At 35.9% G+C, this 25,936-nt stretch carries 22 protein-coding genes and 1 tRNA gene; 16 read left to right on the plus strand and 7 right to left on the minus strand.

The features are described from left to right. The first annotated feature begins 213 nt into the window (after positions 1-213). From rnr to F1003_RS09570, 5 genes are all read left to right on the plus strand, one after another. Positions 214-2,448: a ribonuclease R gene (rnr, locus tag F1003_RS09550; RefSeq protein ID WP_155089181.1), complete on the plus strand. Its 2,235-nt coding sequence runs from the start codon at positions 214-216 to the stop codon at positions 2,446-2,448. Positions 2,449-2,542: 94 nt separating this feature from the next. Beyond that, positions 2,543-2,842, plus strand: coding sequence for a YbjQ family protein (locus F1003_RS09555; protein ID WP_155089182.1), 300 nt, complete (start codon positions 2,543-2,545; stop codon positions 2,840-2,842). Between the two features lie 14 nt (positions 2,843-2,856). Continuing rightward, complete coding sequence (locus F1003_RS09560) at positions 2,857-3,528, plus strand: head GIN domain-containing protein (RefSeq protein WP_155089183.1); 672 nt, start codon at positions 2,857-2,859, stop codon at positions 3,526-3,528. A gap of 44 nt (positions 3,529-3,572) precedes the next feature. After that, positions 3,573-4,262 (plus strand): LysE family translocator, encoded by a 690-nt coding sequence (locus tag F1003_RS09565; RefSeq protein ID WP_155089184.1) that lies wholly within the window; start codon positions 3,573-3,575, stop codon positions 4,260-4,262. 60 nt (positions 4,263-4,322) lie between these two features. Beyond that, complete coding sequence (locus F1003_RS09570; protein ID WP_155089185.1) at positions 4,323-4,982, plus strand: hypothetical protein; 660 nt, start codon at positions 4,323-4,325, stop codon at positions 4,980-4,982. 659 nt (positions 4,983-5,641) lie between these two features. Here F1003_RS09570 and F1003_RS09575 read toward each other — a convergent pair. From F1003_RS09575 to F1003_RS09585, 3 genes are all read right to left on the minus strand, one after another. Beyond that, positions 5,642-5,712, minus strand: a tRNA-Cys gene (locus F1003_RS09575). 50 nt (positions 5,713-5,762) lie between these two features. Further along, positions 5,763-6,125, minus strand: coding sequence for a dihydroneopterin aldolase (gene folB / locus F1003_RS09580; protein ID WP_155089186.1), 363 nt, complete (start codon positions 6,123-6,125; stop codon positions 5,763-5,765). Between the two features lie 43 nt (positions 6,126-6,168). Beyond that, complete coding sequence (locus F1003_RS09585; protein ID WP_155089187.1) at positions 6,169-6,369, minus strand: zinc ribbon domain-containing protein; 201 nt, start codon at positions 6,367-6,369, stop codon at positions 6,169-6,171. A 127-nt stretch (positions 6,370-6,496) separates the two neighbouring features. Here F1003_RS09585 and F1003_RS09590 point away from each other — a divergent pair, with 127 nt between their 5' ends. The 3 genes from F1003_RS09590 to F1003_RS09600 all read left to right on the plus strand — a co-directional run bounded on the left by F1003_RS09590 (position 6,497) and on the right by F1003_RS09600 (position 9,341). Further along, positions 6,497-8,497, plus strand: coding sequence for a glutamine--tRNA ligase/YqeY domain fusion protein (locus F1003_RS09590; RefSeq protein ID WP_155089188.1), 2,001 nt, complete (start codon positions 6,497-6,499; stop codon positions 8,495-8,497). A 59-nt stretch (positions 8,498-8,556) separates the two neighbouring features. Then, positions 8,557-8,766 (plus strand): hypothetical protein, encoded by a 210-nt coding sequence (locus F1003_RS09595; RefSeq protein WP_155089189.1) that lies wholly within the window; start codon positions 8,557-8,559, stop codon positions 8,764-8,766. A gap of 95 nt (positions 8,767-8,861) precedes the next feature. Then, positions 8,862-9,341, plus strand: coding sequence for a DUF1761 domain-containing protein (locus tag F1003_RS09600; protein WP_155089190.1), 480 nt, complete (start codon positions 8,862-8,864; stop codon positions 9,339-9,341). Between the two features lie 63 nt (positions 9,342-9,404). On the opposite strand, the gene F1003_RS09605 is transcribed toward F1003_RS09600, so the two are convergent. Further along, on the minus strand, positions 9,405-10,334 hold the full coding sequence (locus F1003_RS09605; protein WP_155089191.1) for an SPFH domain-containing protein: 930 nt from the start codon (positions 10,332-10,334) through the stop codon (positions 9,405-9,407). A gap of 94 nt (positions 10,335-10,428) precedes the next feature. Between F1003_RS09605 and F1003_RS09610 the strand changes: the two genes are divergently transcribed. After that, positions 10,429-11,106, plus strand: coding sequence for an outer membrane beta-barrel protein (locus tag F1003_RS09610; RefSeq protein ID WP_155089192.1), 678 nt, complete (start codon positions 10,429-10,431; stop codon positions 11,104-11,106). A 72-nt stretch (positions 11,107-11,178) separates the two neighbouring features. On the opposite strand, the gene gltX is transcribed toward F1003_RS09610, so the two are convergent. Both gltX and F1003_RS09620 read right to left on the minus strand, forming a co-directional pair. Further along, entirely contained in the window at positions 11,179-12,696 is a 1,518-nt protein-coding gene (gltX, locus tag F1003_RS09615) for a glutamate--tRNA ligase (RefSeq protein ID WP_155089193.1), read from the minus strand. A 153-nt stretch (positions 12,697-12,849) separates the two neighbouring features. Next, positions 12,850-13,893, minus strand: a complete 1,044-nt coding sequence (locus F1003_RS09620; RefSeq protein ID WP_155089194.1) for an alkane 1-monooxygenase — start codon at positions 13,891-13,893, stop codon at positions 12,850-12,852. A 259-nt stretch (positions 13,894-14,152) separates the two neighbouring features. Here F1003_RS09620 and F1003_RS09625 point away from each other — a divergent pair, with 259 nt between their 5' ends. From F1003_RS09625 to F1003_RS09645, 5 genes are all read left to right on the plus strand, one after another. Then, positions 14,153-17,728, plus strand: a complete 3,576-nt coding sequence (locus tag F1003_RS09625; protein WP_155089195.1) for a succinate dehydrogenase/fumarate reductase transmembrane subunit — start codon at positions 14,153-14,155, stop codon at positions 17,726-17,728. After that, positions 17,721-18,131 (plus strand): rRNA maturation RNase YbeY, encoded by a 411-nt coding sequence (gene ybeY / locus F1003_RS09630; protein ID WP_155089196.1) that lies wholly within the window; start codon positions 17,721-17,723, stop codon positions 18,129-18,131. Before F1003_RS09625 ends, ybeY begins: the two co-directional genes overlap by 8 nt. An 83-nt stretch (positions 18,132-18,214) precedes the next feature. Continuing rightward, the gene (mnmG, locus tag F1003_RS09635) at positions 18,215-20,086 is read left to right on the plus strand and encodes a tRNA uridine-5-carboxymethylaminomethyl(34) synthesis enzyme MnmG (protein ID WP_155089197.1); all 1,872 of its coding nucleotides are present in this window, start codon (positions 18,215-18,217) and stop codon (positions 20,084-20,086) included. A gap of 79 nt (positions 20,087-20,165) precedes the next feature. Further along, complete coding sequence (locus F1003_RS09640) at positions 20,166-21,023, plus strand: class I SAM-dependent methyltransferase (protein ID WP_155089198.1); 858 nt, start codon at positions 20,166-20,168, stop codon at positions 21,021-21,023. Positions 21,024-21,236: 213 nt separating this feature from the next. Continuing rightward, positions 21,237-21,791 (plus strand): OmpH/Skp family outer membrane protein, encoded by a 555-nt coding sequence (locus tag F1003_RS09645; RefSeq protein ID WP_155089199.1) that lies wholly within the window; start codon positions 21,237-21,239, stop codon positions 21,789-21,791. A gap of 32 nt (positions 21,792-21,823) precedes the next feature. On the opposite strand, the gene F1003_RS09650 is transcribed toward F1003_RS09645, so the two are convergent. After that, the gene (locus F1003_RS09650) at positions 21,824-22,984 is read right to left on the minus strand and encodes a DNA polymerase III subunit (RefSeq protein ID WP_155089200.1); all 1,161 of its coding nucleotides are present in this window, start codon (positions 22,982-22,984) and stop codon (positions 21,824-21,826) included. A gap of 137 nt (positions 22,985-23,121) precedes the next feature. Between F1003_RS09650 and F1003_RS09655 the strand changes: the two genes are divergently transcribed. Together F1003_RS09655 and F1003_RS09660 are read left to right on the plus strand one after the other, a co-directional pair. Beyond that, positions 23,122-24,309, plus strand: coding sequence for a phosphoglycerate kinase (locus tag F1003_RS09655; RefSeq protein ID WP_155089201.1), 1,188 nt, complete (start codon positions 23,122-23,124; stop codon positions 24,307-24,309). A gap of 62 nt (positions 24,310-24,371) precedes the next feature. Beyond that, positions 24,372-25,928 carry a LysM peptidoglycan-binding domain-containing protein gene (locus F1003_RS09660; RefSeq protein WP_235898307.1) on the plus strand — a complete coding sequence of 519 codons (1,557 nt, stop codon included), beginning with the start codon at positions 24,372-24,374 and terminating at the stop codon, positions 25,926-25,928. The last annotated feature ends 8 nt before the right edge of the window (positions 25,929-25,936 follow it).

A 25,936-nucleotide genomic window follows, 5' to 3' on the forward strand; every position in this document is an offset into this window, starting at 1 on the left:
CCATCATTTTATTTTTTAAATTTTAAAAGAAAAATGATGATATGTATATATATGTTGATAAGTGATTTTTTTATTAATTTAACCTTTACTAAACACTATTAAAATTTAATAGTGTAGCTTTGCACAAAACTTAATATCTTCACTTCCACCTATATTGAGTTTTAAATGAAGAATTCCTAACACTTTTAGGAAACGAATATGATTACAAATTAAATGACAAGACAGAAAAAAAGGAAATCTAAAAAGAACAAGATTCCTAACCTTACAAATACCATCTTAGGTATTTTAAAAAAAGATAAAAACAAAACTTTTAATTACAAGCAAATTGCATCTATACTTGGTGTTAACGATGCTAGTAGCCGAAACCAAATCATAAAAACCTTAGCTAAACTTACTTCTAAACAAGAAATAGAACAAGTCGATAGAGGTAAATACAAAGCCATTGTAAACACAGAATATCATACTGGTATTCTAGACCTTTCTTCAAAAGGCAATGGCTACATCATCAGTGATGATTTTGAGGAGGATGTATTTATAGCATCCAATAATATCAATAGAGCTTTGGATGGTGACGAAGTAGAATTTTACGCCTACAGAAGAAAACGAAGAGGAAAACAAGAAGGAGAAATCACCAATATTATTAAGCGCGCTAGAAGTGAATATGTAGGTACTATTCAAATTCACGAAAAAAAGAATTTTGCTTTCGTAGTAGCAGATAGTGCTAAAATGTACACAGATATTTTTGTACCTATCAATAAAACCAAGAAAGCTGAGGATGGAGACAAAGTTTTGGTATCCATAGAGGAGTGGCCAGAAAAAGCAGATTCACCCAATGGTAAAGTATTGGAAGTTCTTGGGAAACCAGGTGAGCACAGTACGGAAATTCATTCCATTTTAGCAGAGTATGGTTTGCCTCACGAGTTTCCTCATGAGGTAGAAAACTATGCTAATTCCATAGACTTAAATATTACAGCTGAAGAAATTGCCAAGCGACGCGATATGCGTAAGGATATAACCTTTACAATAGATCCTAAGGACGCCAAAGACTTTGATGATGCCTTATCATTTAAAGTTTTAGAAAATGGCTTATATGAAATAGGAATACATATTGCAGACGTTTCACACTATCTAGAACCAGGAACGGTTTTAGATGATGAAGCTTACGAGCGAGCTACCTCTATTTATTTAGTAGATCGTGTAGTACCAATGTTACCGGAAATTTTATCGAACGGAGCCTGTTCATTACGTCCGCATGAAGAAAAATACACCTTCTCTGCGGTCTTTAAAATGAACAATAAATGTGAGATTAAAGATCAATGGTTTGGTAGAACAGTTACCTATTCCGATGCACGTTTTGCTTACGAAGAAGCGCAGGCTATCATAGAAAATAATCCTAAAGTCACGCTGGGAGCAGTTGAAGCGTCTCAATTAAATACAACGATCCCTCAAGAAGTATCATTAACAGGAAAACAATACAACACTAAACCTGAGATTGCCGAAGCTGTTTTGGTTTTAGATAGATTGGCAAAAAAAATGCGTTCGCAACGAATGCGATCAGGAGCGATTTCCTTTGATAAGGTTGAAGTGAAATTCAATTTAGACGAAGAAGCCAACCCAACGGGAGTATTCTTTAAAACCAGTAAAGATGCCAACAAACTGATTGAAGAATTTATGCTATTGGCTAATAAAAAAGTAGCAGAATTTATAGGTAAGCAGAACCCAAAGAAAACCTTTGTATATAGAGTACATGACGAGCCAGATGAAGCTAAATTAGCACAACTACAAACCGTAGTAAGTCGTTTTGGGCACAAACTCACGTTTAAGGATCGTAATAGTATTGCCTCATCATTAAACAAATTATTAACAGATGTTGTAGGTAAGAAAGAGCAAAATTTGGTTGATACCTTAACCATCCGTACCATGTCTAAAGCAGAATATACGACGCAAAACATAGGGCATTACGGACTAGCGTTTGATTATTACAGTCACTTTACTTCACCTATTCGTCGTTACCCAGATGTAATGGCACATCGCTTGTTACAGCATTATTTAGATGGTGGTAAATCAGCCAACGAAGAGATTTACGAAGAAAAGTGTAAACACTCCAGTAACATGGAATATTTAGCCACTAAAGCAGAGCGCGATTCAATTAAGTACATGCAGATACGCTTTATGCAAGATCACCAAGACGAAGAGTTTTTAGGAGTGATATCTGGTGTTACGGATTGGGGAATTTATGTTGAAATTATCTCCAACAAATGCGAAGGAATGGTAAGTGTTAGAGACATGAAAGATGATCATTATTCTTTTGATCAGGATCAATATGCTATGGTTGGTCGTAAAACTCAGAATATATATCAATTAGGTGACGAAATCATCGTAAAGGTTAAAAATACCGACTTGGTAAAAAAACATTTGGATTTTTATTTGGTAGGAAAACCTGAATAAAACCTAAATTTATCATGCTGAACTTGTTTCAGTATCTTGTATGTTGTGGTGCAACGATTTATATTTGACATAGACATATAAATAAATTTATCGTATGATTCTAACCACAACAAATTCCATAGAAGGTTTTAAAATAATGGATTATTTAGGCATTGTCACTGGTGTTGCTATGAATGAAGAGAAATTGGCAATGGGCTTTAGTGTCTCTAAATACTATAAGACAATTCAAGATAGTGTAGATAAAACCAAAGAAAAAGCATTTCAGAGTCTTCAGGAAAATGCAAAACAATTAAATGCCAATGCCATCGTTGGTATTAAAGTAGAAATTGAATTAACTACAAGTAACTATGCAATGGTTTCCGTGACAGGAACCGCAGTAAAAGTGGCAACATAAATTATTAAAATCAAATGAAAAATATCATTCTTACCCTTGCTCTTTTATTTAGCTGTTCTATTACTGCTCAAGATACTATTGAGAAGACAGTTGGTGAATTTAATACCGTAAAAGTTTACGACCTAATTAATCTAAAGATGAAAAAATCTGATGAGAACAAAGTTGTTATTTATGGTAAAAACCGTAAAGATGTTCAGGTTTTGAACAATAACGGTAAGCTAAAAATAAGAATGAAGCTAGAAGAGAGTTATGACGGAAATGACACAGTCGTTATTCTTTATTACACTTCTGTAGATGTTATCGATGCAAATGAAGGAGCAAAAGTTAACGTAGATGAAACCTTAGAACAATATGAGATTGACCTAAAAGCACAAGAAGGAGCGGAAATCACAGCAGATATAAAAACAACTTATGCAAATATTAGAGCTGTAACTGGTGCTGTAATCAATACAACAGGAAGCTCTAAAAATCAAGATATATCTATTTATACAGGCGGAGTTTTTAATGCAAAAGAATTAAAAACGGAGCAAACGGAAGTAAGCATCAATGCTGGTGGTGAAGCTTATATCAATGCATCTGAGTATGTGGATGTAAGGATAAAAGCTGGCGGAAATGTTTTTATATACGGTAATCCAAAACTCATAGACGAAAAGACAGTTCTTGGTGGCAAAGTAAAGCGTATGTAAATTCCTATTACTTTTTGTTACTTTTGTGTAAACCGCAAGTTTACATGTTAGATGATATCTTAACAGCCATTCCCTTTGGGATTATTTTAGCCTTTACCATAGGTCCAGTATTCTTTGTGCTCTTAGAAACAAGTGCTACAAAAGGATTTACAAGAGCTGTGGTTTTTGATCTTGGTGTTATTCTAGCAGATATAGTCTTTATACTTGTTATTTTTAAAAGCACAGATACGCTACTAGACAAAATTAAAGACGACCCTAATTTATTGGTGTTTGGAGGTGTTCTTCTAGTAATTTATGGAGTCATAAGTTTTATAAAAACGTCAAAATCTTTTCGTTCCATAGTAAGGGAGCACCATCGCATAGAATTACCAAAAAACGACTACGGAAAGCTGTTTGTTAAAGGGTTTTTGCTCAACTTTATTAACATCGGAGTGCTTTTGGGCTGGTTAGGCTTCATCGTTATCGGTACGTCAATAACAGAATCTTCAAACGGTGTCGCAATCTTTATTACTACCATGTTGATATCGTATTTTTTATGCGATCTTTTTAAAATAGCTATGGCAAAACGCTTAAGAAGCAAACTTACACCTAGACTTATTTTTAAGACAAAAAAAATTGTGGCTTTGGTTATTTTAGGGTTTGGAATTCTACTTTTATCACAGGGATTGTTCCCAGATTTATATGAAAAAGGGAAGGAACAGATTGATAGAGTAAACCCAATAAAAAACGAGTAGGATAGAGATAGGTATAATTCTTGAGGTATAAATTACCACAACCAACAAATACGATTTATAATGAAATCAGTAATTACTTTATTTTGTATTACGCTTTTTATGAGCTTTGGATATGCACAAGACAGTTCCAGTAAATCACCGCATTATATTTTACCAGAGTTTACCGAAGGTATAATTTTGATGAAGGACGGAAGTAAGCTGACTGAAGTTTTAAATTATAATGCGCTTTCAGAAAACTTTGCTTTTAAAAAAGACGATGAGATATTAGCAATGACACAAACTGATATTGGGAGGATAGATACGGTTTATGTATCAAATAGAAAATTTATAAGAAAAGATGGTGTCTTTTTAGAATTGCTTATGAAGTCTGAGGTTGAGTTGTATTTGGAACATAAATGTAATTTAGAATCTTCAACAGCTGCTAGTGGTGGATATGGTGGAACATCGCAAACCACCTCAGGTAGAACAGTGTCTTCAATAGAAAACCGAGGAAATCTATACGGCCTGGAATTACCAGAAATGTATAAGGTTAAACCGATTAAGGAATATTGGTTCTATAAAGATGATGTTGTAACAAAGTTTAAATCATTGAGCCAACTTAAGAAGCTTTATAAAGACCGAAAAAAAGACATTAAAACCTATAGAAAAACACATGATGTCGATACAAAAGAGCCACTAACCATAGTCCAATTAATAGAACACCTGGAGTCAGACCAATAGTTATTAAAAGAAAACTCTTTGTGAAATTTTGGCTTCTTAAGGTATCTAAAAATCTTTATCTGTATTGTATGACTTTCAATAGGCTTCGTCATAACTATTATAGCTAAAAACTCTTCGATTCTTGTTGAAGTTTCTCCGTGCTGTCAAGTGTCCATAAAGACTCGGATAATTACTATAGACGGCGTCTGTCTTTTATTAATTTTCGTAAAAAATTCACAAAAAACTCAGTTATGCTAGACGTTTCAAGGTATCCTTCTTGGACGCGAACCGCAATGACATAATCATGATTTTCTTAAAATTTTAAAACAAAACGCTTTCAATATATTTTGAAGGTTTGAAGAGTATCGAGCGTCCCTAAGTGTATGGAGAACCGCTGTAGATGATGTTGGGTCTTTAATTAATTTTTTATAAAAAATTTAAAAAATCTCAGTTGAGTAAAACGTTTCAAGATGTCTTTCTTGGATTTGAACCGCGCATGTCTTAATCTAAATTTTCTTAAAATTTTTAAAACAAAAAGCTTTTTATATATATTGAAGGTTTGAAGAGCTATCGAGCCTCCTAAGTGTATAGAGAACCGCTGTAGCTGGTGTGTTACTTTAATTAAATTTTTCTAAAATTTTAAAATAAAAAAAGAGATACTTTTCGGTATCTCTTTCTTGAGGTGTCGAGCGGATTCGAACCGCTGTAGATGGTGTTGCAGACCACTGCCTAGCCACTCGGCCACGACACCCTTTTGAGAGGGCAAATATATAAATTATAAACGTTTTACCCTATACAGGCTTACTTTTTTCGCTTTTCAGAAAGTTTTATAGTCACCATTTCCACATCACCACCAATAGGAGGATTAATCTTACTAACCGCAACTTTAATCTTGGTAACCAATTTATCCTCACTAAAAATTTTATCAATAATCCGTTGTGCAACGGTTTCTAGCAGTTTAGACGGTTTAGCCATTTCATCCCTTACAACTTTATTTAAAAAGACATAATCAACGGTATCACTCAACTTATCAGATTTAGAAGAAGGCTTCAAATCTGCTTTAACCTCTAAATCAACACGGTAATCACTACCAATAGCGGTTTCTTCTCTCAAACAGCCATGATATGCAAAAACACGGATATTTTCAACTTTTATAACTCCCATGCTGCAAATATAGAGAATCCCTTAATTGTTACTGGACGTTGAGTTAATTTGTAAAGAAATCAAAGATATTGCTCAAAGCACCAGTTTTAGCTTTAAAAAACTCAGTATAGGTACATTTTTTACAAGTTACTGAAGTAAACTTTTTGTTTTGTACGTCAAAGATTTTAGACAATGTACCTCCTGTAGCTCTCATTTCACCAATTTCGTAAGTGGTGTTATCACATTTAGGACATTTGTAGTTCATGTTTTTTTGGTTTATGTTATATCTATTCTATAAGTATCCTATAGTGCAATAATGTTACATTTTGCTTAATTTTGCCACGTCCAACAAAGCCTTGGCAAAGTTGGAACTTTTACCCAATACCTAAACAATGTCAGAAGAAACAAAATCACTCAATTTTATTGAGCATATTATAGAAGAAGACCTATCCAACGGTTTGCCAAAAGAGAAACTTCGTTTCCGTTTTCCTCCTGAACCAAATGGCTATTTGCATATTGGCCACACAAAAGCTATTGGTATTAGTTTTGGTTTAGGCAAAAAATATAATGCTCCCGTAAACCTAAGGTTTGATGATACCAATCCAGCAAAAGAAGAGCAGGAGTATGTAGATGCCATAAAAAAAGACATTGCTTGGTTAGGCTATGAATGGGCAAATGAACTGTATTCTTCAGACTATTTCGATAAGCTTTACAATTGGGCTGTTCAGCTTATTAAAGATGGAAAAGCATACGTAGACAGCCAGTCTTCTGAAGCTATGGCAGAACAAAAAGGGACGCCAACACAACCGGGAACTAACAGTCCATACAGAGACAGAAGTGTAGAGGAGAACCTTGATTTATTTCAGCGCATGAAAGCTGGGGAATTCAAAGCGGGTACACATGTACTGCGCGCTAAAATAGATATGGAGGACCCAAATATGTTGATGCGAGACCCAATAATGTATCGCATTTTACACACCAAACACCATAGAACAGGTGATGACTGGTGCATTTACCCAATGTACGATTGGACGCACGGTGAAAGCGATTACATAGAACAAGTTTCACATTCACTTTGCTCTCTGGAATTTAAACCTCACCGAAAGCTTTATAACTGGTTTAGGGATCATGTTTACGAATATGCTAAGGACCAATTACCACTTCCGCCTAAACAACGCGAGTTTGCAAGATTAAATCTCAGCTACACCATAATGAGCAAGCGTAAATTGTTACGCTTAGTTGAGGAGGGTATTGTGTCTGGGTGGGACGATCCACGTATGCCAACTATTTCTGGCTTAAGACGACGAGGTTATACACCAAGTTCAATACGTGAGTTCATAAAAAAAGTAGGTGTTGCCAAGCGTGAAAATGTCATTGATGTATCATTACTTGAATTCTGTATTCGTGAAGATTTAAACAAAACAGCAAATCGTGTGATGGCGGTTTTAGATCCCGTGAAAGTAGTCATTACCAATTACCCTGAGGATAAGGAAGAATGGCTTGAGGCAGAAAACAACCAAGAAGATGAATCTGCCGGTTATAGAAAAGTGCCATTTTCGCGAGAAATCTATATTGAAAAAGAAGACTTTAAGGAAGAGGCTGGAAACAAGTTTTTTAGATTAAAGCTTGGTGGTGAAGTACGCTTGAAGAATGCCTATATTATTAAAGCAAATGATGTGATTAAAGATGAAAATGGAGGCATCATAGAAATTCACTGCACCTATGATACAGACACCTCAAAGAAAGTCAAAGGCACTTTGCACTGGGTTTCTATAAAACATGCCATAAAAGCTGAAATAAGAGAATATGATCGTTTGTTTATGCATGAAGCACCAGACAGCGACAAGGATAAGGATTTTATGGAATTTTTGAACCCGAACTCATTAGATGTGAAAACAGGCTACCTAGAACCCAGTTTGTCTGGTGTTGAAGCGGGAGAACGGTTTCAGTTTCAGCGCTTAGGCTATTTTGTGGTGGATGAAGATTCTACCAAAGATAAATTGGTATTTAATAAAACAGTTGGACTTCGTGATAGTTGGGCAAAGCAAAAACCAAAACCGGAACAAAAGCAACAACCAAAAAAACAACAACCGCAACGTCCAGCGATTAGTATTATTCAACAATTAGGTAAAAAATACACAAATTTACCTGAGGAAAAGCAAATACGTACAAAAGCGGAAATACAAGAACTGGCTAAAAAAGTTTCTTACGAAGAACTGGAACCTTGGTTTGGTACCGCGGTAAAAAAGGCTGGGACACGCATTGCCACTATGATAACGCTAAAGGTACTTTTGAATAAAGGATTAGAGCGCAACGACGCCATAAATGAATTTATAGAAAAAGCTCTAGAAGATAAAAATGAACTTTTGGTAAAGGAAGCATCAGAGGTTTAACAAAGTCTTCATAGTTGTTTTCATTATAAATTTTTATCTTAGTATAAACTTGGAACATTATGAAAGAAACACAACAAATACTAACAGAAATAGCAACCGTTACACGAGAGATAGAGGATAACTATCCAGAACTCATGAAATATCTCAACGAAACGAGAAGTACTTTGCCGGAAGGCTCTAACGCTAGCGCAACATTAAATAAAGAGGATTTAGAGAATTATTTAAGCCAATTGAAGGAATTGGTTTCAAAATATAAGAAAGAGCATTAAAACAACATTAAACCACACCAATAAAAAACCCAAGGACTTATATTCTTGGGTTTTTTTGTACATTTAAAACATACTAACTAATAAAATCAAAACAAATGGAATTTAATTTTTTAGCAATTTTAGTTGCTGCGGTTGTACCTATGGTGTTAGGGTTTCTGTGGTATAATCCGGCAATTTTTGGTAAAGCCTGGATGAGAGAGTCTGGAATGACTGAAGAGAAAATGAAAAGCGGAAACATGGGAGTCATTTTCGGTGTGTCATTTTTATTGGCAATTTTGTTGGCCTTCTTTTTACCAACTGTAACGAATCACCAAATGGGTGCATTTAGCTTGGTTCAGGGAGAACTGGGAGAACTACCTTCATATGAGGCTTTCATGTCTGATTATAAAGATGAATTTAGAACGTTTAAACACGGAGCATTTCATGGAGCTTTGCTCGGGATCTTCTTTGTACTTCCTATAATGGGAACCAATGGTTTGTTTGAACGTAAATCATGGAAACACATTTTTATTAATGTGGGCTACTGGACGCTTACTTTAGCTGTAATGGGAGCAATTGTCTGTGGATGGCGATAGTGAATTTAACCACATGAAAATAAAAACCTCGGAAAATTTTCCGAGGTTTTTATTTTTTGACGCTTATTTTTCGTCACTCTCTTTTCTAGCTTTTTTCATAGCCTCACCAATCTGGTTACTAGCTGCAAAACTCGCCACCATATCGTTGAGCATATTGCTTCCAGCCTGAGGAGCATTTGGCAATAGGATTAAATTGCTATTGGTTTCTTCACCTAAAGACTGTAGCGTATCATAATGTTGTGTCACAACAATCAAAGCAGATGCTTCCTGCGAGTTAATACCAACCCTGTTTAAAACTTCAACAGACTCTTCTAATCCACGTGCAATTTCACGTCTTTGGTCAGCGATACCCTGTCCTTGCAAACGCTTGCTTTCTGCTTCCGCCTTTGCTTTTTCAACGATAAGAATACGAGCAGCATCACCTTCAAACTGCGCAGCAATTTTTTCGCGTTCAGAAGCATTGATACGGTTCATGGCTTGTTTAACCTGCGCATCAGGATCAATATCTGTTACCAAAGTTTTAATGATATCAAAACCGTAATCCAACATAGCATCATTAAGTTCTGCTTTAACCGCTAAGGCAATATCATCCTTTTTAACAAAAACGTCATCCAGTTTCATTTTTGGAACTTCGGCACGCACCACATCGAACACATATGACGTGATCTGATCATGCGGATAGTCAAGTTTATAAAAAGCATCATAAACTTTATCTTTAATTACTTTGTACTGTACAGAAACCTTTAAACGCACAAATACGTCATCCAAGGTTTTAGTTTCAATGATAACATCTAATTGCTGAATTTTAAGACTCAAACGTCCAGCAACACGATCAACAAGAGGGATTTTTATCCTCAAACCCGATTGCGCTATGTATTGAAAACGACCAAAGCGTTCCACAATAGCAGCAGTCTGCTGTTTTACGATAAAGAATGAAGAAATAAGGATAAGTAATCCAAAAAATATAATCGGAACTAAAATAAATTGACCCATAACAAGTTTTTTAAGGTTAGTGAATACGAGAAACTAAATGTAAGTAATATTAAATTATTTTACTTAGGTTTGCTTTAATAAGCCTTAAATCGGTATGAAAAAAACAAAACACCTCTTATTAGTAGCTATTTGCATAACTTTTGTTACAATGAGCTACGGACAACATAAGCGTTATGCCATAAAAAATGGTATAGGTATACAGGGAGGAATCACACAATTTGATATCATTACCGATAATTTTAAAACCAAATCCAATACTGGTTTTTTGGGAGGTTTAACGGCTTCTGTTAACATTCCGCACAAATGGTATAATGTAAGCTACAACATTCAACTATCAGAAAACAATATTGATATACTAGGTGAAACTCCCGCTACGGCAAGAGAAGAGTATATTGAATATAAAATGTTAACGGCACAATTATCGTTTTTGTGGCATGTAAAACTTATCAGCAGTAATGTGACTCTAGATTTGGGCCCAATGCTACAGTACAATAGCGAGCTAGAACTTAAAGACGATTCTAAAGAAGGCTTTTTGGTTACAGGTTACGACAATCTATTTACTGAAGACATATCCGATATCTCAAAGTTTAACGTTAATGGAGCTGTAGGATTATCTGCCGGCTTTGGTAGCTTTAGATTACGCGCGCAATATGTCTATGGCTTCACTAATATTTTAGGAAAGTTGAATGATAACGACTTTAACCTAAACAACTCAGACCGTTTTAAAGGAAACCAATCGCTTTTGGTTTTTACTGCTTTAATTACGTTTTAGCAACTTTAAGTTGCCATACCAACCGTCACACTGAGCGCAGTCGAAGTGCCGCTTAAGGATCTCATCCAGCAATTACATGGTCTTAATCAAAGCTTCTACACGCTTAACTGTTTCAGCCTTACCAATCATAAACATAATCTCAAAAACATCGGGACCCTGTAAAGCACCAACTAACGCTAATCGCAATGGCATCATTACTTTACCAAAACCTATGTTGTTGTCGGTAATCCAACCTTTGAGTTTAGTTTGAAGGTGTTCAACCGTAAAATCTCCAGTTGCCGTCACAATTTCTATAACCTTTTGCATCAATTGAGGTGTATCTTCTTTTAGTGCCTTTTTTGACGCCTTTTCATCATAATTAGCTGGAGCCACAAAGAAGAAATGACTCAATTCCCAGAAGTCCTTAACAAATGTTGCACGTTCTTTAATAAGACCAACAACTAAGGCAATATAATTAACATCAACACCCTCTAAAAGAATATTTTTTGCTTGAAATGCTTTTGCCAAATCCAAATCTAATTGCTGTTGCATATAGTGATGGTTAAACCATTTGGTTTTATCAGGATCGAAACGCGCACCAGCTTTATTAACGCGCTCTAAATCGAAACTTTGTACGAGTTCTTCCAGGCTAAAGATTTCTTGTTCTGTTCCTGGGTTCCAACCTAAAAACGCTAAGAAATTAACCACAGCTTCAGGGAAGTAGCCCTCTTCTTTGTAGCCTTTAGAAACATCTTCGGTTTTTGGGTCTTTCCATTCTAAAGGAAATACAGGGAACCCCAATTTATCTCCATCACGCTTACTTAATTTTCCCTTTCCTGTGGGTTTTAATATCAATGGTAGATGCGCAAATTCAGGAGCTTCCCATCCAAATGCATCATATAATAATTGGTGTAATGCTAAAGAAGGCAACCATTCCTCTCCACGAATAACATGTGTGATTTCCATTAAATGGTCGTCGACAATATTCGCTAAGTGATAGGTTGGCATGCCATCACTTTTAAACAAAACCTTATCATCAAGTGTATTGGTGTCAATAGAGATATCACCACGAATAATATCCTTTAAGTGTAGAGTTTCATCTTGTGGTGATTTAAAACGGACAACATAGTCTTCACCTGTATCTAATTTGGCTTGAGTTGCTTCTTCCGATAGAACCAAAGAGTTGACCAAACGCCCTTTTTCACGATTGTGCCAATTATAGATAAAGGTTTTTCCTTCGGCTTCGTGTTGTTTTCTATGTGCATCAAGTTGTTCAGCCGTGTCAAAAGCATAGTATGCTTTATCTTCAGCAACCAATTGATCCGCATATTGCTTATATAGATGCTTACGCTCACTTTGTCTGTATGGTCCAAATTTTTCGTTCTTTCCAGGGCCTTCGTCAAACGGAATGCCGCACCAATTTAAAGCCTCTACAATATAACCTTCAGCACCTTCAACATAACGGTTTTGATCTGTATCCTCGATTCTAAGCACAAAATCACCACCATGCTTTTTGGCAAATAAATAATTGAATAAAGCGGTTCTTACACCACCAATATGTAAAGGGCCTGTTGGGCTTGGTGCAAATCGCACACGTACATTTTTAGACATAATATAATTTCAAAAATTAAGTCTGTTGTCACACTGAGCGCAGTCGAAGTGTCTTCAAAAGCTAGTGCTTAGCAGAATGGCTGCAAAGATAGATTTTTGAAATTCAAAGTTCAAAGTTTCAAGTTCAAAGTTTCTTAAAACAGCTACTGAAAACTATTCCAGAATCATACTTCTCGGCACACGCTTATTCATAATTTTAAACCAAAGTGGAGGTACCATAGCCAAAACCATAGAGGTAGGATAACCAAAAGGCATTTGCGGACTCTCCTCATGGCAATCTAAAACTTGATACTTTTTTGAAGATTTATAATGATGATCGCTATGTCTAGTGAGTTCGTACAATACGATCCGCCCAATCACGTGATTGGAATTCCATGAATGTATTTCTTTAACACGTTCATAACGACCAGATTTGGTTTTTAAGCGTAGTAGACCGTAATGTTCAATGTAATTCACGGTTTCAAGTAGAATAAAACCAACAATTCCCGCTAGCACTGCAAATATTAAAGCTGTAGTTCCAAAAGTGAGTGCAATGACCATTAAATACCCAATCTGAAATAGAGTGAACCAAAGCATATCGTTTTTAATAGAGAAAAAAGATCGGTTGTTGTTCTTCAACAACTTCTTTTGAATGTTCCACGCCTTAAAGTATTGTCTAATAGATGAGGTTAACCAAAACGAATAAACAGATTGATTGTATCTAGCCGTTGCAGGATCTTCAGGTGTTGCAGCGTGGAGATGATGTCCAAAATTATGCTCAATATAAAAATGCATGTAGAACGAGGGCAGAAGTAGCGCTTTACCAATAAAGCGTTCGTTAGTAGTTTGTCGGTGACCAAGTTCATGACCAACATTGATACCATTAACACCTAGAACAATACCAATGGAAATGACGAAACCCACAAATTCATAAGTTTCTAAAGGTTGATTAGAAACCAAAACCAAAGCATATAGAACGAGCCCATATACGACAGGAAGATTTAAATATAGCAACCAATCAAAGAGCTTGTGTTTTAGTTTGCTATCCGCGTCTTCGGGTTGGAGGTTTTTGGTGTCCACAGGAAAAATCAATTCCAAAACAGGAATACAAACAAAACCAAAAATTGGTGTAGCCCAAGCCCAATAGCCCTTAAGGTACAATCCAATAAATGCCATTACTGGAATCGAAAATGCAGCTAAATATTTAAGATCTTTCATGCTTTGGGTCCGTATTTAACAGTTAAAGCCCCTAAATTAACAGAATCTTACCAAATTAAAGGAATTGACAATTAAAATAAAATCGTAGATTAGTCAGTTAATAAGGAAATACGAATAGTTAAAACCCAAATTCCAAAGTCAAAAAGCGAACTTTAAAAGTGTTTTGAGACTTCGAAATTTTGTAAGTTTTAAAATGGATGGCAATTAACATCGTTTCTTGAAATTCCGACAAAGTCGGAAGCAACGATTTTTAGAATTAATGAGCAATTTCGAAACCATAAAAAACAAACTACAAGAATTCATTAGAAAGTATTACACTAATGAATTGCTCAAAGGCTCAATACTGTTTTTCGCTATTGGTTTGCTGTATCTTATTGTGACACTTTTTGTAGAGTATGTGCTATGGCTTAACCCGACAGCACGAACTGTTTTGTTCTGGACATTCATTGCTGTAGAGATTGGTTTGTTTATAAAATTCATCGCTATTCCGCTAGCACACCTATTTAATTTAAGATTGGGCATTAACTACGAAACGGCTTCAAAATTGATTGGAAGTCATTTCCCTGAGGTCAACGACAAATTACTCAACGTACTTCAATTAAACCAAAGCCCAACACAATCGGATCTTTTGATTGCTAGCATTGAGCAGAAGTCGCAAGAATTGCAGCCTATTCCGTTTAAATCTGCGATTAATTTTAAATCTAACACCAAATACTTAAAGTATGCGGCAATTCCGATTGCCATTTTACTTTTATCATTCTTAACAGGAAAAATCAATTGGTTTAGTGATAGCTACGAGCGTGTTGTTAATTACAAAACAGCCTATGAGCCACCGGCACCGTTTCAATTTTTTGTGTTAAATGAATCTCTTCAGGCTATTGAGGGCAAGGATTTTAAATTAAAAGTATCTACAGCAGGTGATGTTATACCAGAGAATGCACAGATTCAATTCAATGGTCAGTCCTATTATTTACAGCAATTGGCACCAGGGGAATTTCAATACACCTTTAATTTGCCAAAAAACAACATTGAGTTTAGTTTATCGGCTAACGACGTCAGCTCTAAAACCTATGCTCTAGAAGTGGTCAACACGCCAAATCTTGTCAATTTTGAAATGGTTTTAGACTATCCAACCTACACCAGAAAACAAGATGAGATTTTAAAAAGCACAGGATCTGCCGTAATTCCTGAAGGCACAAAAGTAACCTGGAAGGCATTGACAAAATCCACAAGCGAAGTCAATATTTATGCTAACGATACTTTGCCCTTCAAGCAAAACGAAGAAGGAAAGTTTGAAGCCACCAAACGTCTATATAGAAACTATAATTACAGTATTTCAACAAGTAACAACAACCTTAAAGATTACGAAAATTTAGCATACAGCATAAGTGTGGTTAAGGATTTAAGTCCAGAACTGAGCATAAAAGTGCAAAAGGATTCCTTAGATCAGCAAAGTTTATACTTCTACGGTCAGGCAAGTGACGATTTTGGTTTAACAAGGCTGAATTTAGTGTATTACCCAGTTAATGATGAAGCAAATAAGGCTGTTGAACCCATTGCTATTTCAAAATCCAATTTTAGTGAGTTTGTAAGTGCTTTTCCAAACCAGTTGAATTTAGAAGAAGGTGTAAGTTACCAACTGTATTTTGAAGTATTTGACAATGATGCATTACACAATTACAAACGCACAAAAAGTAGTGTGTTTAGTTACAGAAAGCGAACTAAAGAAGAAGAAGAGCAGAAGCAACTGCAAGAACAAAACGAAACCATAAAGGATATTAGTAAGACTTTTGAGAAGCTGCAAGAACAAGATAAAAAACTAGAAGAGTTTTCTAAAACCCAAAAAGAAAAGCAACAACTCAACTTTAATGACAAGAAGAAGTTTGAGGATTTTTTAAAGCGTCAGAAACAGCAGGAGCAGCTGATGAAAAACTTCAACAAAAAACTTCAGGATAATCTCGAAGAATTCCAAGAAGAGAAGAAGGAAGATCAGTTTAAAGAAGACTTAAAAGAGCGCCTAAAAGAAAATGAAGAGCAACTCAAAAAAGACGAAAAGCTTTTAGAGGAGCTTGAGGAGTTAAAAGACAAAATCAACAAGGAAGAGTTTACCCAAAAACTTGAAGAATTAGCTAAGCAGAACAAGAACAAGAAACGAAGCATGAAACAACTCTTAGAGTTGACCAAACGTTTCTACGTGATGAAAAAGGCCGAGAAAATCGCGAATCAATTAGGGGATTTGGCCAAAAAGCAAGAAGAACTTTCAAACAAGGACAAAGAAAACACAAAAGACAAACAGGAAGAATTAAACAAAGAGTTTGAAAAACTGCAAGAGGATATAGAAGACCTAAAACAAGAAGATCGACGACTTCAAAAGCCAATGGATGTTAAGGTAGATGAGTTCTTGGAAGATGGTGTAAAGTTTGATCAAAAGGAAGCTAAAGAAGCGTTAGAGCAAAAGGAACAAAACGAAGAACAAGGAAAGCCACAAGAAGCACAAGAACAGCAGCAAAAAGCAAAAGAGAACCAGAAGAAGGCTGCCAAGAAGATGAAAGAAATGAGCGAAAAGATGATGCAGAAGCTCGGTGGTGGCGGAGGTGGAGGCGACCAAATGTCTGAGGATATTGACACGCTTCGTCAAATCCTAGAAAATTTGTTACTCTATTCTTTTGATCAGGAAGAGTTGATGAATACCTTCGAAAGCATTGACATCAACAACAACAAATACGGTAAATACATTATTTCCCAGAGCAATCTAAGGGAACACTTTGAGCATATCGATGACAGCTTGTTCGCCTTGTCTTTGCGTCAGCCAAAGATTTCAGAGAAAGTAAACTCACAAATAACTGAGGTATATTTTAACATTGATAAAGCTCTGGGTCAGCTGACCGAGAACAGATTATATCAAGGGGTTTCCTCACAGCAATACGCAATTACGGCCAGTAATGAGCTAGCGAGTTTCTTGAGTGATGTCTTGGACAACATGGAAATGTCCATGATGCCATCACCCGGTTCTGGTGGTGGTGGAGGTCAACAGCTTCCAGATATTATAATGAGTCAAGAAGAGCTTAATAAGCAAATGGAAGAAGGGGTTAAGAAGAGTGAAGAAGGAAAAGAGGGTGAAGGAGAAAAACCAGGTGAAGATGGTAAAGACGGAAAAGAAGGCGAAGGAAAACAGCCAGGAGAACAAGGACAGAAAGGCCAAGAAGGAGAAAGCGGTCAGAGTGGTGAAAATGGCAAGTCTGGAGAACAGCAAGGTGAAGGCGGTGAAGGAGGTCAAAATGGAGAGAACGGCAATCAGAACGGTGAAGGCAATCAAGATGGTGAAGGAAAAGAAGGAAAAGGTGGAAAGAACGGAAAAGATGGAAGAAATGGTAGTGACGGTAATGAAGGGAAAAATGATGGCTACGGTGAAGGTGGGAATGAGGAACAGAACGCAGAACTCTTTAAAATATATCAACAACAGCAACAACTCAGACAAGCTCTAGAAGATCGTATGGCTAAGGAAGGAAAAATTGAATCCGCTGGACAATTAATAAAGCAAATGGAAGAGGTGGAGCTCGATTTGTTGAATTACGGCTTCACCAATCAAACGCTGCAAAAGATGATGGACTTACAACATCAGTTGTTGAAGTTAGAGAATGCTACTTTCATGCAAGGACAAGACACCAAGCGCGAATCTGAAACTAATAAAAAGGAATTTGACAATGCTAATCCAAATCAAATTTCAACAGCTAAACAATACTTCAATACCACTGAAATATTAAATCGTCAAGCACTACCTTTGCAGAATCACTTTAAGAAAAAGATTCAAGAGTATTTTAAGAGCGATGATTAGTTTTAACTACGAAACCGATTTTAATTTAGATAATGAAAACCAATTTTCCGATTGGATTTCTAAGACCATTAAGGAGGAGAATTGCAAGGAAGGTGAGATTAACTATATCTTTTGCTCGGACCACTACTTACATAAAATCAATGTAGAATTTTTGAATCATGATACGTTGACGGACATTATAAGTTTCGATTACTCGGTAGGAAAAGAACTACATGGCGATATTTATATTTCAGTGGATAGAGTAGGGGAAAATGCCGAGGCATTCAATGTGAAATTTGAAGATGAATTAGCAAGAGTAATGGTTCATGGCATTCTTCATTATTGTGGTTACAAAGACAAAACAGAAGAAGATAAAAATCAGATGCGCTCTAAAGAGGACCACTACTTGTCAAAACGTTCGTAAATATCGCTATTTCAACGTATCTTTGCACGCCTAAAAATTTAAGTTTGCAATTATGTTCCACGTGGAACAAAAAGAATTAAGTTATGTTTAACGAAGTCTATGATGTTATAGTTGTTGGTGCTGGCCATGCAGGTAGCGAGGCTGCGGCTGCGGCTGCCAATATGGGAAGTAAGACTTTGTTAATAACAATGAATCTTCAGAACATCGCTCAGATGTCTTGTAATCCTGCGATGGGAGGAATTGCGAAAGGACAAATTGTACGCGAGATTGATGCACTTGGCGGTTATAGCGGAATTGTTTCAGATACATCAGCGATTCAATTTAAGATGCTCAATAAATCTAAAGGACCAGCTATGTGGAGTCCAAGAGTGCAATCAGATAGAATGCGCTTTGCTGAAGATTGGAGATTGCTATTGGAAAACACACCTAATCTTGATTTCTATCAAGAAATGGTTTCTGGCCTCATTATAGAGAAGGATAAAGTTGTTGGGGTAAAAACATCATTAGGAATTGAAGTGAAGGCTAAGACCGTTGTATTAACCAATGGAACTTTTCTAAATGGCTTAATTCATATTGGTGATAAAAATTTTGGCGGAGGTCGAGCAGGTGAAAGAGCTGCAACTGGAATAACGGAAGAGTTGATTGAAATGGGTTTTGATTCTGGTAGAATGAAAACAGGAACACCGCCTAGAGTCGATGGACGATCGTTAGATTATTCTGTAATGATAGAACAACCCGGAGATGAAAATCCTGAGAAGTTTTCTTATTTAGATATTACAAAACCATTGCAAGAACAGCGTTCTTGTCATATGACTTATACGAGTCCCGAAGTACATGATTTACTTCGAGAAGGTTTTGATCGTTCACCAATGTTTAATGGAAGAATACAGAGTGTTGGACCAAGATATTGTCCTTCTATAGAAGATAAGATTAATCGATTTGCTGATAAAGATCGTCATCAATTGTTTGTGGAGCCAGAGGGTTGGAACACTGTTGAAGTTTATGTCAATGGATTTTCAACATCGCTACCAGAAGATGTTCAGTTCAATGCGTTAAGATCTGTAAAAGGGTTTGAGAATGTTAAATTCTTTAGGCCTGGTTATGCTATTGAATATGATTATTTCCCGCCAACACAATTAAAGCATACACTGGAAACTAAATTGGTTGAAGGTTTGTTTTTTGCAGGTCAAATCAATGGAACCACAGGTTATGAAGAGGCAGCATCTCAAGGTTTAATGGCTGGTATAAATGCAAGCCTTAAAGTTCAGGAAAGAGATGCTTTTACGCTGCAACGAGACGAAGCTTATATTGGAGTTTTGATTGACGATTTAATCACAAAGGGAACTGAAGAGCCATATAGGATGTTTACATCTCGAGCTGAGTATAGAACCTTATTGCGTCAAGACAATGCAGATTTTAGATTAACTCCAAAAGGGTTTGATCTTGGTTTAGCATCTGAAAAGCGTCTTCGCAGAATGGAAGAAAAACAATCTAAATCTGATGCATTTGTCCAGTTTTTTAAAGATACAAGTGTAAAGCCGGAAGAAATAAATCCTGTTTTAGAATCTAAGGATTCAGCTAAAGTTAAACAGCAAGACAAAATGTTTAAGCTGTATGCGAGACCTAATATTGTGATAGAGGACATGCGCAAAGTGAAGGCTGTAGATAATTACATTAAAGAAAATAATCTAGATTCCGAAGTTATAGAACAAACCGAAATTCAGGTTAAATATGCTGGTTATATTGAGAAAGAAAAGAATAATGCCGATAAACTAAACCGTCTTGAAAACGTAAAGATTCCGTCTAATTTTGATTATTCAAAGCTTAAGTCTATGAGCATGGAGGCAAGGCAAAAATTATCAGAAATACAGCCTGTAACCATATCCCAAGCATCAAGAATTAGTGGTGTGTCGCCAAATGATGTTTCGGTTTTACTGGTTTATTTAGGTCGATAATATATTATGTTCCACGTGGAACATAACAAAACTATATACCATAATTTGTCATTCTGAATTAGATTCAGAACCCTTTAGAATGAATAATAAACCAACATATTTAACAGTAAAAGATCATTCGGTCTCGGGTGAAACCTTTCAGTTATTATATAATGACGAGTTGGATATGTTGGAGACATTCCCGCAGCCGAAGGCAGAGAATCTTTCAGATTATTATAACAGCGAGAACTATATTTCTCATACCGATACCAAACGAAATTTATTTGAACGAGTTTATCACATAGTGAGAAGTATTTCACTAAAACGAAAACTTAAGCTCATTAACGCTTTTAAGTCAGAAGATAAAACACTTTTAGATATTGGCTGCGGAACGGGTGATTTTTTAGAAACCGCACAAAATGATAGTTGGCAAATCACAGGAATTGAACCTAACAAAAATGCAAGACAAATTGCAAATTCTAAAACTAATAATTCAGTTTTTGAGATAGATCACTTAGCTGATTTAGAACAAAACACTTTTGACGTTATTACGCTTTGGCACGTGTTAGAACATTTGCCAAATTTAGATATGCATGCTAAATTATTTAAGCGACTTTTAAAACCAAATGGCAGATTGGTGATAGCGGTTCCTAATTTTAAAAGTTATGATGCTAAGCACTATCAAAACTTTTGGGCAGCTTATGATGTGCCGAGACATTTATGGCACTTTTCAAAAACCTCAATTTCAAAAATGTTTCAACCACAAAACCTTAAAGTAGTAAAAATCTTACCAATGGTTTTTGACGCCTATTACGTGAGTTTGCTTTCAGAAAAATATAAATCAGGATGGATGAACCCACTTAGAGCATTTTGGATAGGAATGCAATCAAATCAAAAAGCAAAACGCTCAAAAGAGTATTCATCTCATATTTATATCTTAAAACAACAGGATACTTAAATAAAAGACAACTGTTTAATTTTAGTCCATTATAATAGCAGATTACAGGCTAAAAAACCAAAATGCGCTTAAAACGCTTTATTTTAGCTCAAAACCAATAACTTTTAATAATAAAAGAGGTAAGTCACCATAGGTTTTATTAATGGTAATAAAATTATGTAATTCACAAGCTAACTTTTATACATTTGCAAAAATTTAAATAGAATTAAAATCATGAAAAAAATAATTGTTGCCTTAATTACTTTGGTCGTTTTTGCGTCTTGCCAAGAACAACAAAAAATCGCATTCATTGATAACAGTAAAGTCATTAATGATTATCAAATGAAAATTGATATAGAAGAAAAGTTTAAAGGAAAAGACGAAGTTTTTAAAAAGAGAATGGATAGTGTCGGAAAAGCTTTTCAAACAGAAGCGCAAAAACTAAGTGTTGATGCACAAAAGATGTCAAGGACCAAGCAAGAGGAAATTTATAATGAGCTGGGGCAAAAACAACAAATGTTACAGCAACAGTTTCAGTATGAGCAACAACTGATGCAGCAGGAATTCAATACCGAGATTGACTCTGTAATATCTAAAGTCAGGACTTTTGTTGAAGACTATGGAAAAGACAACGGCTACACTTATATTTTAGGAAAAAATGAAGCGGGAAGCGTGATGTACGGTAGTGATGCTAACGATATTTCAGAAACCATTACCAAAGCACTAAATGATGCTTACGGTAAAAAAGATGCTGAAGCTTCTACCTCTGAAGAGGCAAAAGAAGAATAAATATTGATAACATAGTTCAAACTAAGGCCGAGCTACATAGCTTGGCTTTTTTTATGCAATAACCTTGTTAACTTAATAGACAGATCTGTCAGGATAATTTTAGAATTCCCATTACGTTCAATATGGTAAATAGCATCTTGCAACTCGTCGGAAATCTCTAAAATATTTGCGTCATGAACAAAAGGCGCGAATTTCTCAAGTTTAAAATCTTCTGATTTGGGTTCTAGATAAACCAATTCATCAGCTTTATAATTCAACAGCAGAGCCTGTCTAAAATAATTTAAGCAAAAGCTTAAGAATTTCTTTTGTGTTTCCCGACCTGTTTTGGCAATTTCCTCAGACCAAGAAATTAAATCGTGAATGGCACTTTTATTTCCTCTAGCCTTAAAAGCAGAACGCACCCAAAGGATAAACCATTTTTCAAATTGAATATCCTCACTATCCTGATAGATTAAATCACAAGCCTTGTTGTAGTTTCCGTTGGACTGATGTGCAATTTTTGTGGCAACAGCATTTTCAATATGATAATTCTTTACTAATGCCTCGGTAATAGCCTCTTCTGCTAAAGGAGGAAAGTGTAAAACCTGACAACGAGAAAGAATGGTATTAATGATTTGCTCTTCATCCTCTGCTATCAGAATAAAGATGGTTTTTTCAGGTGGCTCTTCAATTAACTTTAAAAGTTTATTGGCGGCTGGTATATTCATTTTTTCAGCCATCCAAATAATCATAACCTTGTAGCCACCTTCATAAGATTTTAGAGAAAGAGATTTCACAATCTCCAAGGCTTCATCAACACCTATCTGTCCCTGTTTATTATCTACTCCAAGAAGTTTATACCAATCAAATAGATTACCATAGGGCTGCTGCTCTAAAAGTTGTCGCCACTCCTCGAGATAAAAGCTTGAAACAGGCTTACTTTTTACTTTATCACTGGTGGTTACCGGAAACGCAAAATGCAAATCAGGATGCGAGAAGTTTTTAAACTTTAAATTACAGGCATCATTTCCGCCCGTATTTTCGCCATTCGTGTTACTGCACAGAATATATTGCGCATATGCTAGTGCCATTGGTAACGTACCAGAACCTTCAGGTCCAACAAAAAGTTGCGCATGTGCAATTCTACCTTTATCAACACTGGTTGTAAGGTGGTTTTTAATATGAGCCTGTCCTAAAACTTCAGAAAATAGCATAGGGCAAAACTATGCATTATTTTATCCATAAAAAACTATCAATTAAATGTAATAGACATAATGCTATTTAAGCATCTAAAGGTTCTGTTTGTCAAATGCACATTATGGGTTTATATTTGCTTTTCAAAATTTAAAATATGAAGACCATAAACGATTTCAATTTTCAAGATAAAAAAGCATTAATACGCGTAGATTTTAATGTGCCATTAAACGATAGCCTTGAAGTAACAGACGCCACTCGAATCGTCTCTGCTAAACCGACTATAATTAAGATTTTAGAAGATGGCGGGAGTTGTGTACTAATGTCGCATTTGGGAAGACCAAAGGGTGTTCAGGAAGAATTTTCCCTTAAGCACATTGTAGATAAAATTGAAGACGTTTTGGGTGTTGAAGTAAAATTCGCCAAAAATTGTATTGGCGAAGAAGCAGAGGAAAAAGCAAGTACACTGCAACCTGGAGAAATCTTGTTGCTTGAAAACCTGCGTTTTCATGAAGAGGAAACTAAAGGTGATGTGGATTTTGCTGAAAAACTTTCTAAACTAGGTGATATTTATGTGAATGACGCCTTTGGTACAGCGCATAGAGCACATGCCTCTACCACAATCGTTGCACAGTTTTTTCCTGAGGCAAAATGTTTTGGTCACTTATTGGCAAAGGAAATAGAAAGTATTAAAAAAGTATTGGAAGGTGGAGAAAAACCAGTACTAGCAGTACTTGGCGGAGCAAAAGTGTCTTCAAAAATCACAGTGATTGAAAATATATTAGATAAAGTAGATCATTTAATTATAGGAGGAGGAATGACGTTTACCTTCATAAAAGCCCAAGGAGGAAATATTGGAGATTCTATTTGCGAAGACGATAAAACAGCTTTGGCTTTAGACATTATGAAACAAGCAGAAGCAAAAAATGTCAAAATCCACTTACCTGTTGATGTCGTTGCTGCGGATGCTTTTAGTAACGATGCGAATACACAAATTTGTGATGTTAGGCAAATCCCAGATGGTTGGCAAGGCTTAGATGCTGGACCAAAGTCTTTGGAAATTTTCGATGATGTAGTAAACCAAAGCAAAACGATATTATGGAACGGTCCCCTTGGTGTTTTTGAAATGGAAAATTTCGCAAAAGGCACTATAGCTTTGGGCGAATCGATTGCGCAGTCCACTAAAAATGGCGCATTCTCACTAGTTGGTGGAGGAGACTCTGTTGCAGCCGTAAAGCAATTCGGGTTTGAAGATAAGGTAAGCTACGTGAGCACAGGTGGTGGGGCAATGTTAGAGAGCTTAGAAGGTAAAACCTTACCAGGAATTGCTGCTATTTTAGACTAAAGTCGTAAAAAATACTATTTTAGAGCCTCTAACGTTATATTTGGCACATCTAAACTAGGTCTATGGGAATTAAAGGTATTGTATCATTTTGCTTACTCATGTTTATGTCTTTTGGTTTTTCTCAAGTAAAAACTGATAGCATAACTAAGCAACAAACAAAGATTTCCGAGAAAACAGACACCATAGTTGATGGCTCTGTAATACCACATAAAAATATTCCTGCCGAGATTGATTCTTTAAACATCAAAAACCTTCAGGATTTAGCTGAAGCTGCTGAGTTAGATCAAAAATGGTTAGATGAGCTTTATAACAACTCATTATTTGATACCATTTACAAATCGGTTTCAGAACTAACTTACGAACCTGTTGATTATCCAGAATTAACCACAGATACCTTAAAAGCGAGGCTAAAACGACTCAATGCCAGAACACCTTTCAATGTAGAATATAACCCTTCATTAGAAAGTGTTATAAAAAACTATCTCAAATATAGACGCACATCCATGGAGCGCTTAATGGGATTAAGCCATTTTTATTTCCCAATGTTTGAGCAAGAGTTTGACAATTATAATATTCCCTTGGAAATGAAGTATCTCTCAATTGTAGAATCTGCACTAAAACCCAGAGCACGTTCTAGAGTTGGTGCAACAGGTTTATGGCAATTTATGTTTGCTACCGGGAAAGAATATAAATTGGATGTGAGCAGCTATGTAGATGAACGAAGTGACCCAATAAAATCGACAACTGCAGCAGCTCAATACCTATCTAGGCTTTATAAAATCTTTGGAGATTGGGACTTAGCTTTAGCCGCCTATAATTCAGGACCAGGAAATGTCAATAAAGCCATAAGGCGTTCAGGTGGTTATAAGAACTATTGGAATATCCGCCAAAACCTACCAAGGGAAACAGCTGGCTATGTTCCCGCGTTTTTGGCAACTATGTACATTTTTGAATATGCTAAAGAACACGGTTTTAAACCTGAGCGACCAGCATTTCAGTATGTACAAACAGACACCATCCATGTGAAGCAAATGATTTCTTTAGATCAGGTCTCTGAGACTACGGGAGTAAAAATTGAAGAGCTACAGTTTTTGAATCCGTCTTATAAATTGGACATTATACCTAAGGTAGACGGAAAAACCTACACACTACGTTTGCCCAGAGAAGCTGTCGGTATCTTTACCACAAACGAAGATAAAATATATGCTTTTGCAAATGCAGAATTTAATAAGCGTGAAAAACCTTTGCCACAATTGTTGAATTCTGATACCAAAATAAGATACCGCGTTAAGAGTGGCGATTATTTAGGCAAGATTGCAAGGAGGTATGGAGTGCGAGTAAGCCAGATAAAACGTTGGAACGGTCTCAGAAGTAACAACCTAAAAATTGGACAGCGCCTAACCATCTACCCGAGAAATCCAGTTGCTTCTACAAAACCAAAAACAGAAAAAAAGGTTGTAAATACAAACGGTAAACAAATTTATAAAGTAAGATCTGGTGATTCGCTTTGGAGTATTGCCCAAAAATTTTCTGGAGTTTCTGTTCAAAATCTTAAAGAATGGAACGATATTAGTGGTAGTAAACTCAAAATAGGAATGACACTTGTTGTGTCAGAATAAAAAAATCA

Source organism: Winogradskyella ouciana, assembly GCF_009709615.1.
Lineage (GTDB): Bacteria > Bacteroidota > Bacteroidia > Flavobacteriales > Flavobacteriaceae > Winogradskyella > Winogradskyella ouciana.

Coding starts and splice junctions, on each gene's coding strand:
- rnr (WP_155089181.1), top strand. CDS start 214: ATGACAAGACAGAAAAAAAGGAAATCTAAAAAGAACAAGATTCCTAAC.
- F1003_RS09555 (WP_155089182.1), top strand. CDS start 2,543: ATGATTCTAACCACAACAAATTCCATAGAAGGTTTTAAAATAATGGAT.
- F1003_RS09560 (WP_155089183.1), top strand. CDS start 2,857: ATGAAAAATATCATTCTTACCCTTGCTCTTTTATTTAGCTGTTCTATT.
- F1003_RS09565 (WP_155089184.1), top strand. CDS start 3,573: ATGTTAGATGATATCTTAACAGCCATTCCCTTTGGGATTATTTTAGCC.
- F1003_RS09570 (WP_155089185.1), top strand. CDS start 4,323: ATGAAATCAGTAATTACTTTATTTTGTATTACGCTTTTTATGAGCTTT.
- folB (WP_155089186.1), bottom strand. CDS start 6,125: ATGGGAGTTATAAAAGTTGAAAATATCCGTGTTTTTGCATATCATGGC.
- F1003_RS09585 (WP_155089187.1), bottom strand. CDS start 6,369: ATGAACTACAAATGTCCTAAATGTGATAACACCACTTACGAAATTGGT.
- F1003_RS09590 (WP_155089188.1), top strand. CDS start 6,497: ATGTCAGAAGAAACAAAATCACTCAATTTTATTGAGCATATTATAGAA.
- F1003_RS09595 (WP_155089189.1), top strand. CDS start 8,557: ATGAAAGAAACACAACAAATACTAACAGAAATAGCAACCGTTACACGA.
- F1003_RS09600 (WP_155089190.1), top strand. CDS start 8,862: ATGGAATTTAATTTTTTAGCAATTTTAGTTGCTGCGGTTGTACCTATG.
- F1003_RS09605 (WP_155089191.1), bottom strand. CDS start 10,334: ATGGGTCAATTTATTTTAGTTCCGATTATATTTTTTGGATTACTTATC.
- F1003_RS09610 (WP_155089192.1), top strand. CDS start 10,429: ATGAAAAAAACAAAACACCTCTTATTAGTAGCTATTTGCATAACTTTT.
- gltX (WP_155089193.1), bottom strand. CDS start 12,696: ATGTCTAAAAATGTACGTGTGCGATTTGCACCAAGCCCAACAGGCCCT.
- F1003_RS09620 (WP_155089194.1), bottom strand. CDS start 13,893: ATGAAAGATCTTAAATATTTAGCTGCATTTTCGATTCCAGTAATGGCA.
- F1003_RS09625 (WP_155089195.1), top strand. CDS start 14,153: ATGAGCAATTTCGAAACCATAAAAAACAAACTACAAGAATTCATTAGA.
- ybeY (WP_155089196.1), top strand. CDS start 17,721: ATGATTAGTTTTAACTACGAAACCGATTTTAATTTAGATAATGAAAAC.
- mnmG (WP_155089197.1), top strand. CDS start 18,215: ATGTTTAACGAAGTCTATGATGTTATAGTTGTTGGTGCTGGCCATGCA.
- F1003_RS09640 (WP_155089198.1), top strand. CDS start 20,166: ATGAATAATAAACCAACATATTTAACAGTAAAAGATCATTCGGTCTCG.
- F1003_RS09645 (WP_155089199.1), top strand. CDS start 21,237: ATGAAAAAAATAATTGTTGCCTTAATTACTTTGGTCGTTTTTGCGTCT.
- F1003_RS09650 (WP_155089200.1), bottom strand. CDS start 22,984: ATGCTATTTTCTGAAGTTTTAGGACAGGCTCATATTAAAAACCACCTT.
- F1003_RS09655 (WP_155089201.1), top strand. CDS start 23,122: ATGAAGACCATAAACGATTTCAATTTTCAAGATAAAAAAGCATTAATA.
- F1003_RS09660 (WP_235898307.1), top strand. CDS start 24,372: ATGGGAATTAAAGGTATTGTATCATTTTGCTTACTCATGTTTATGTCT.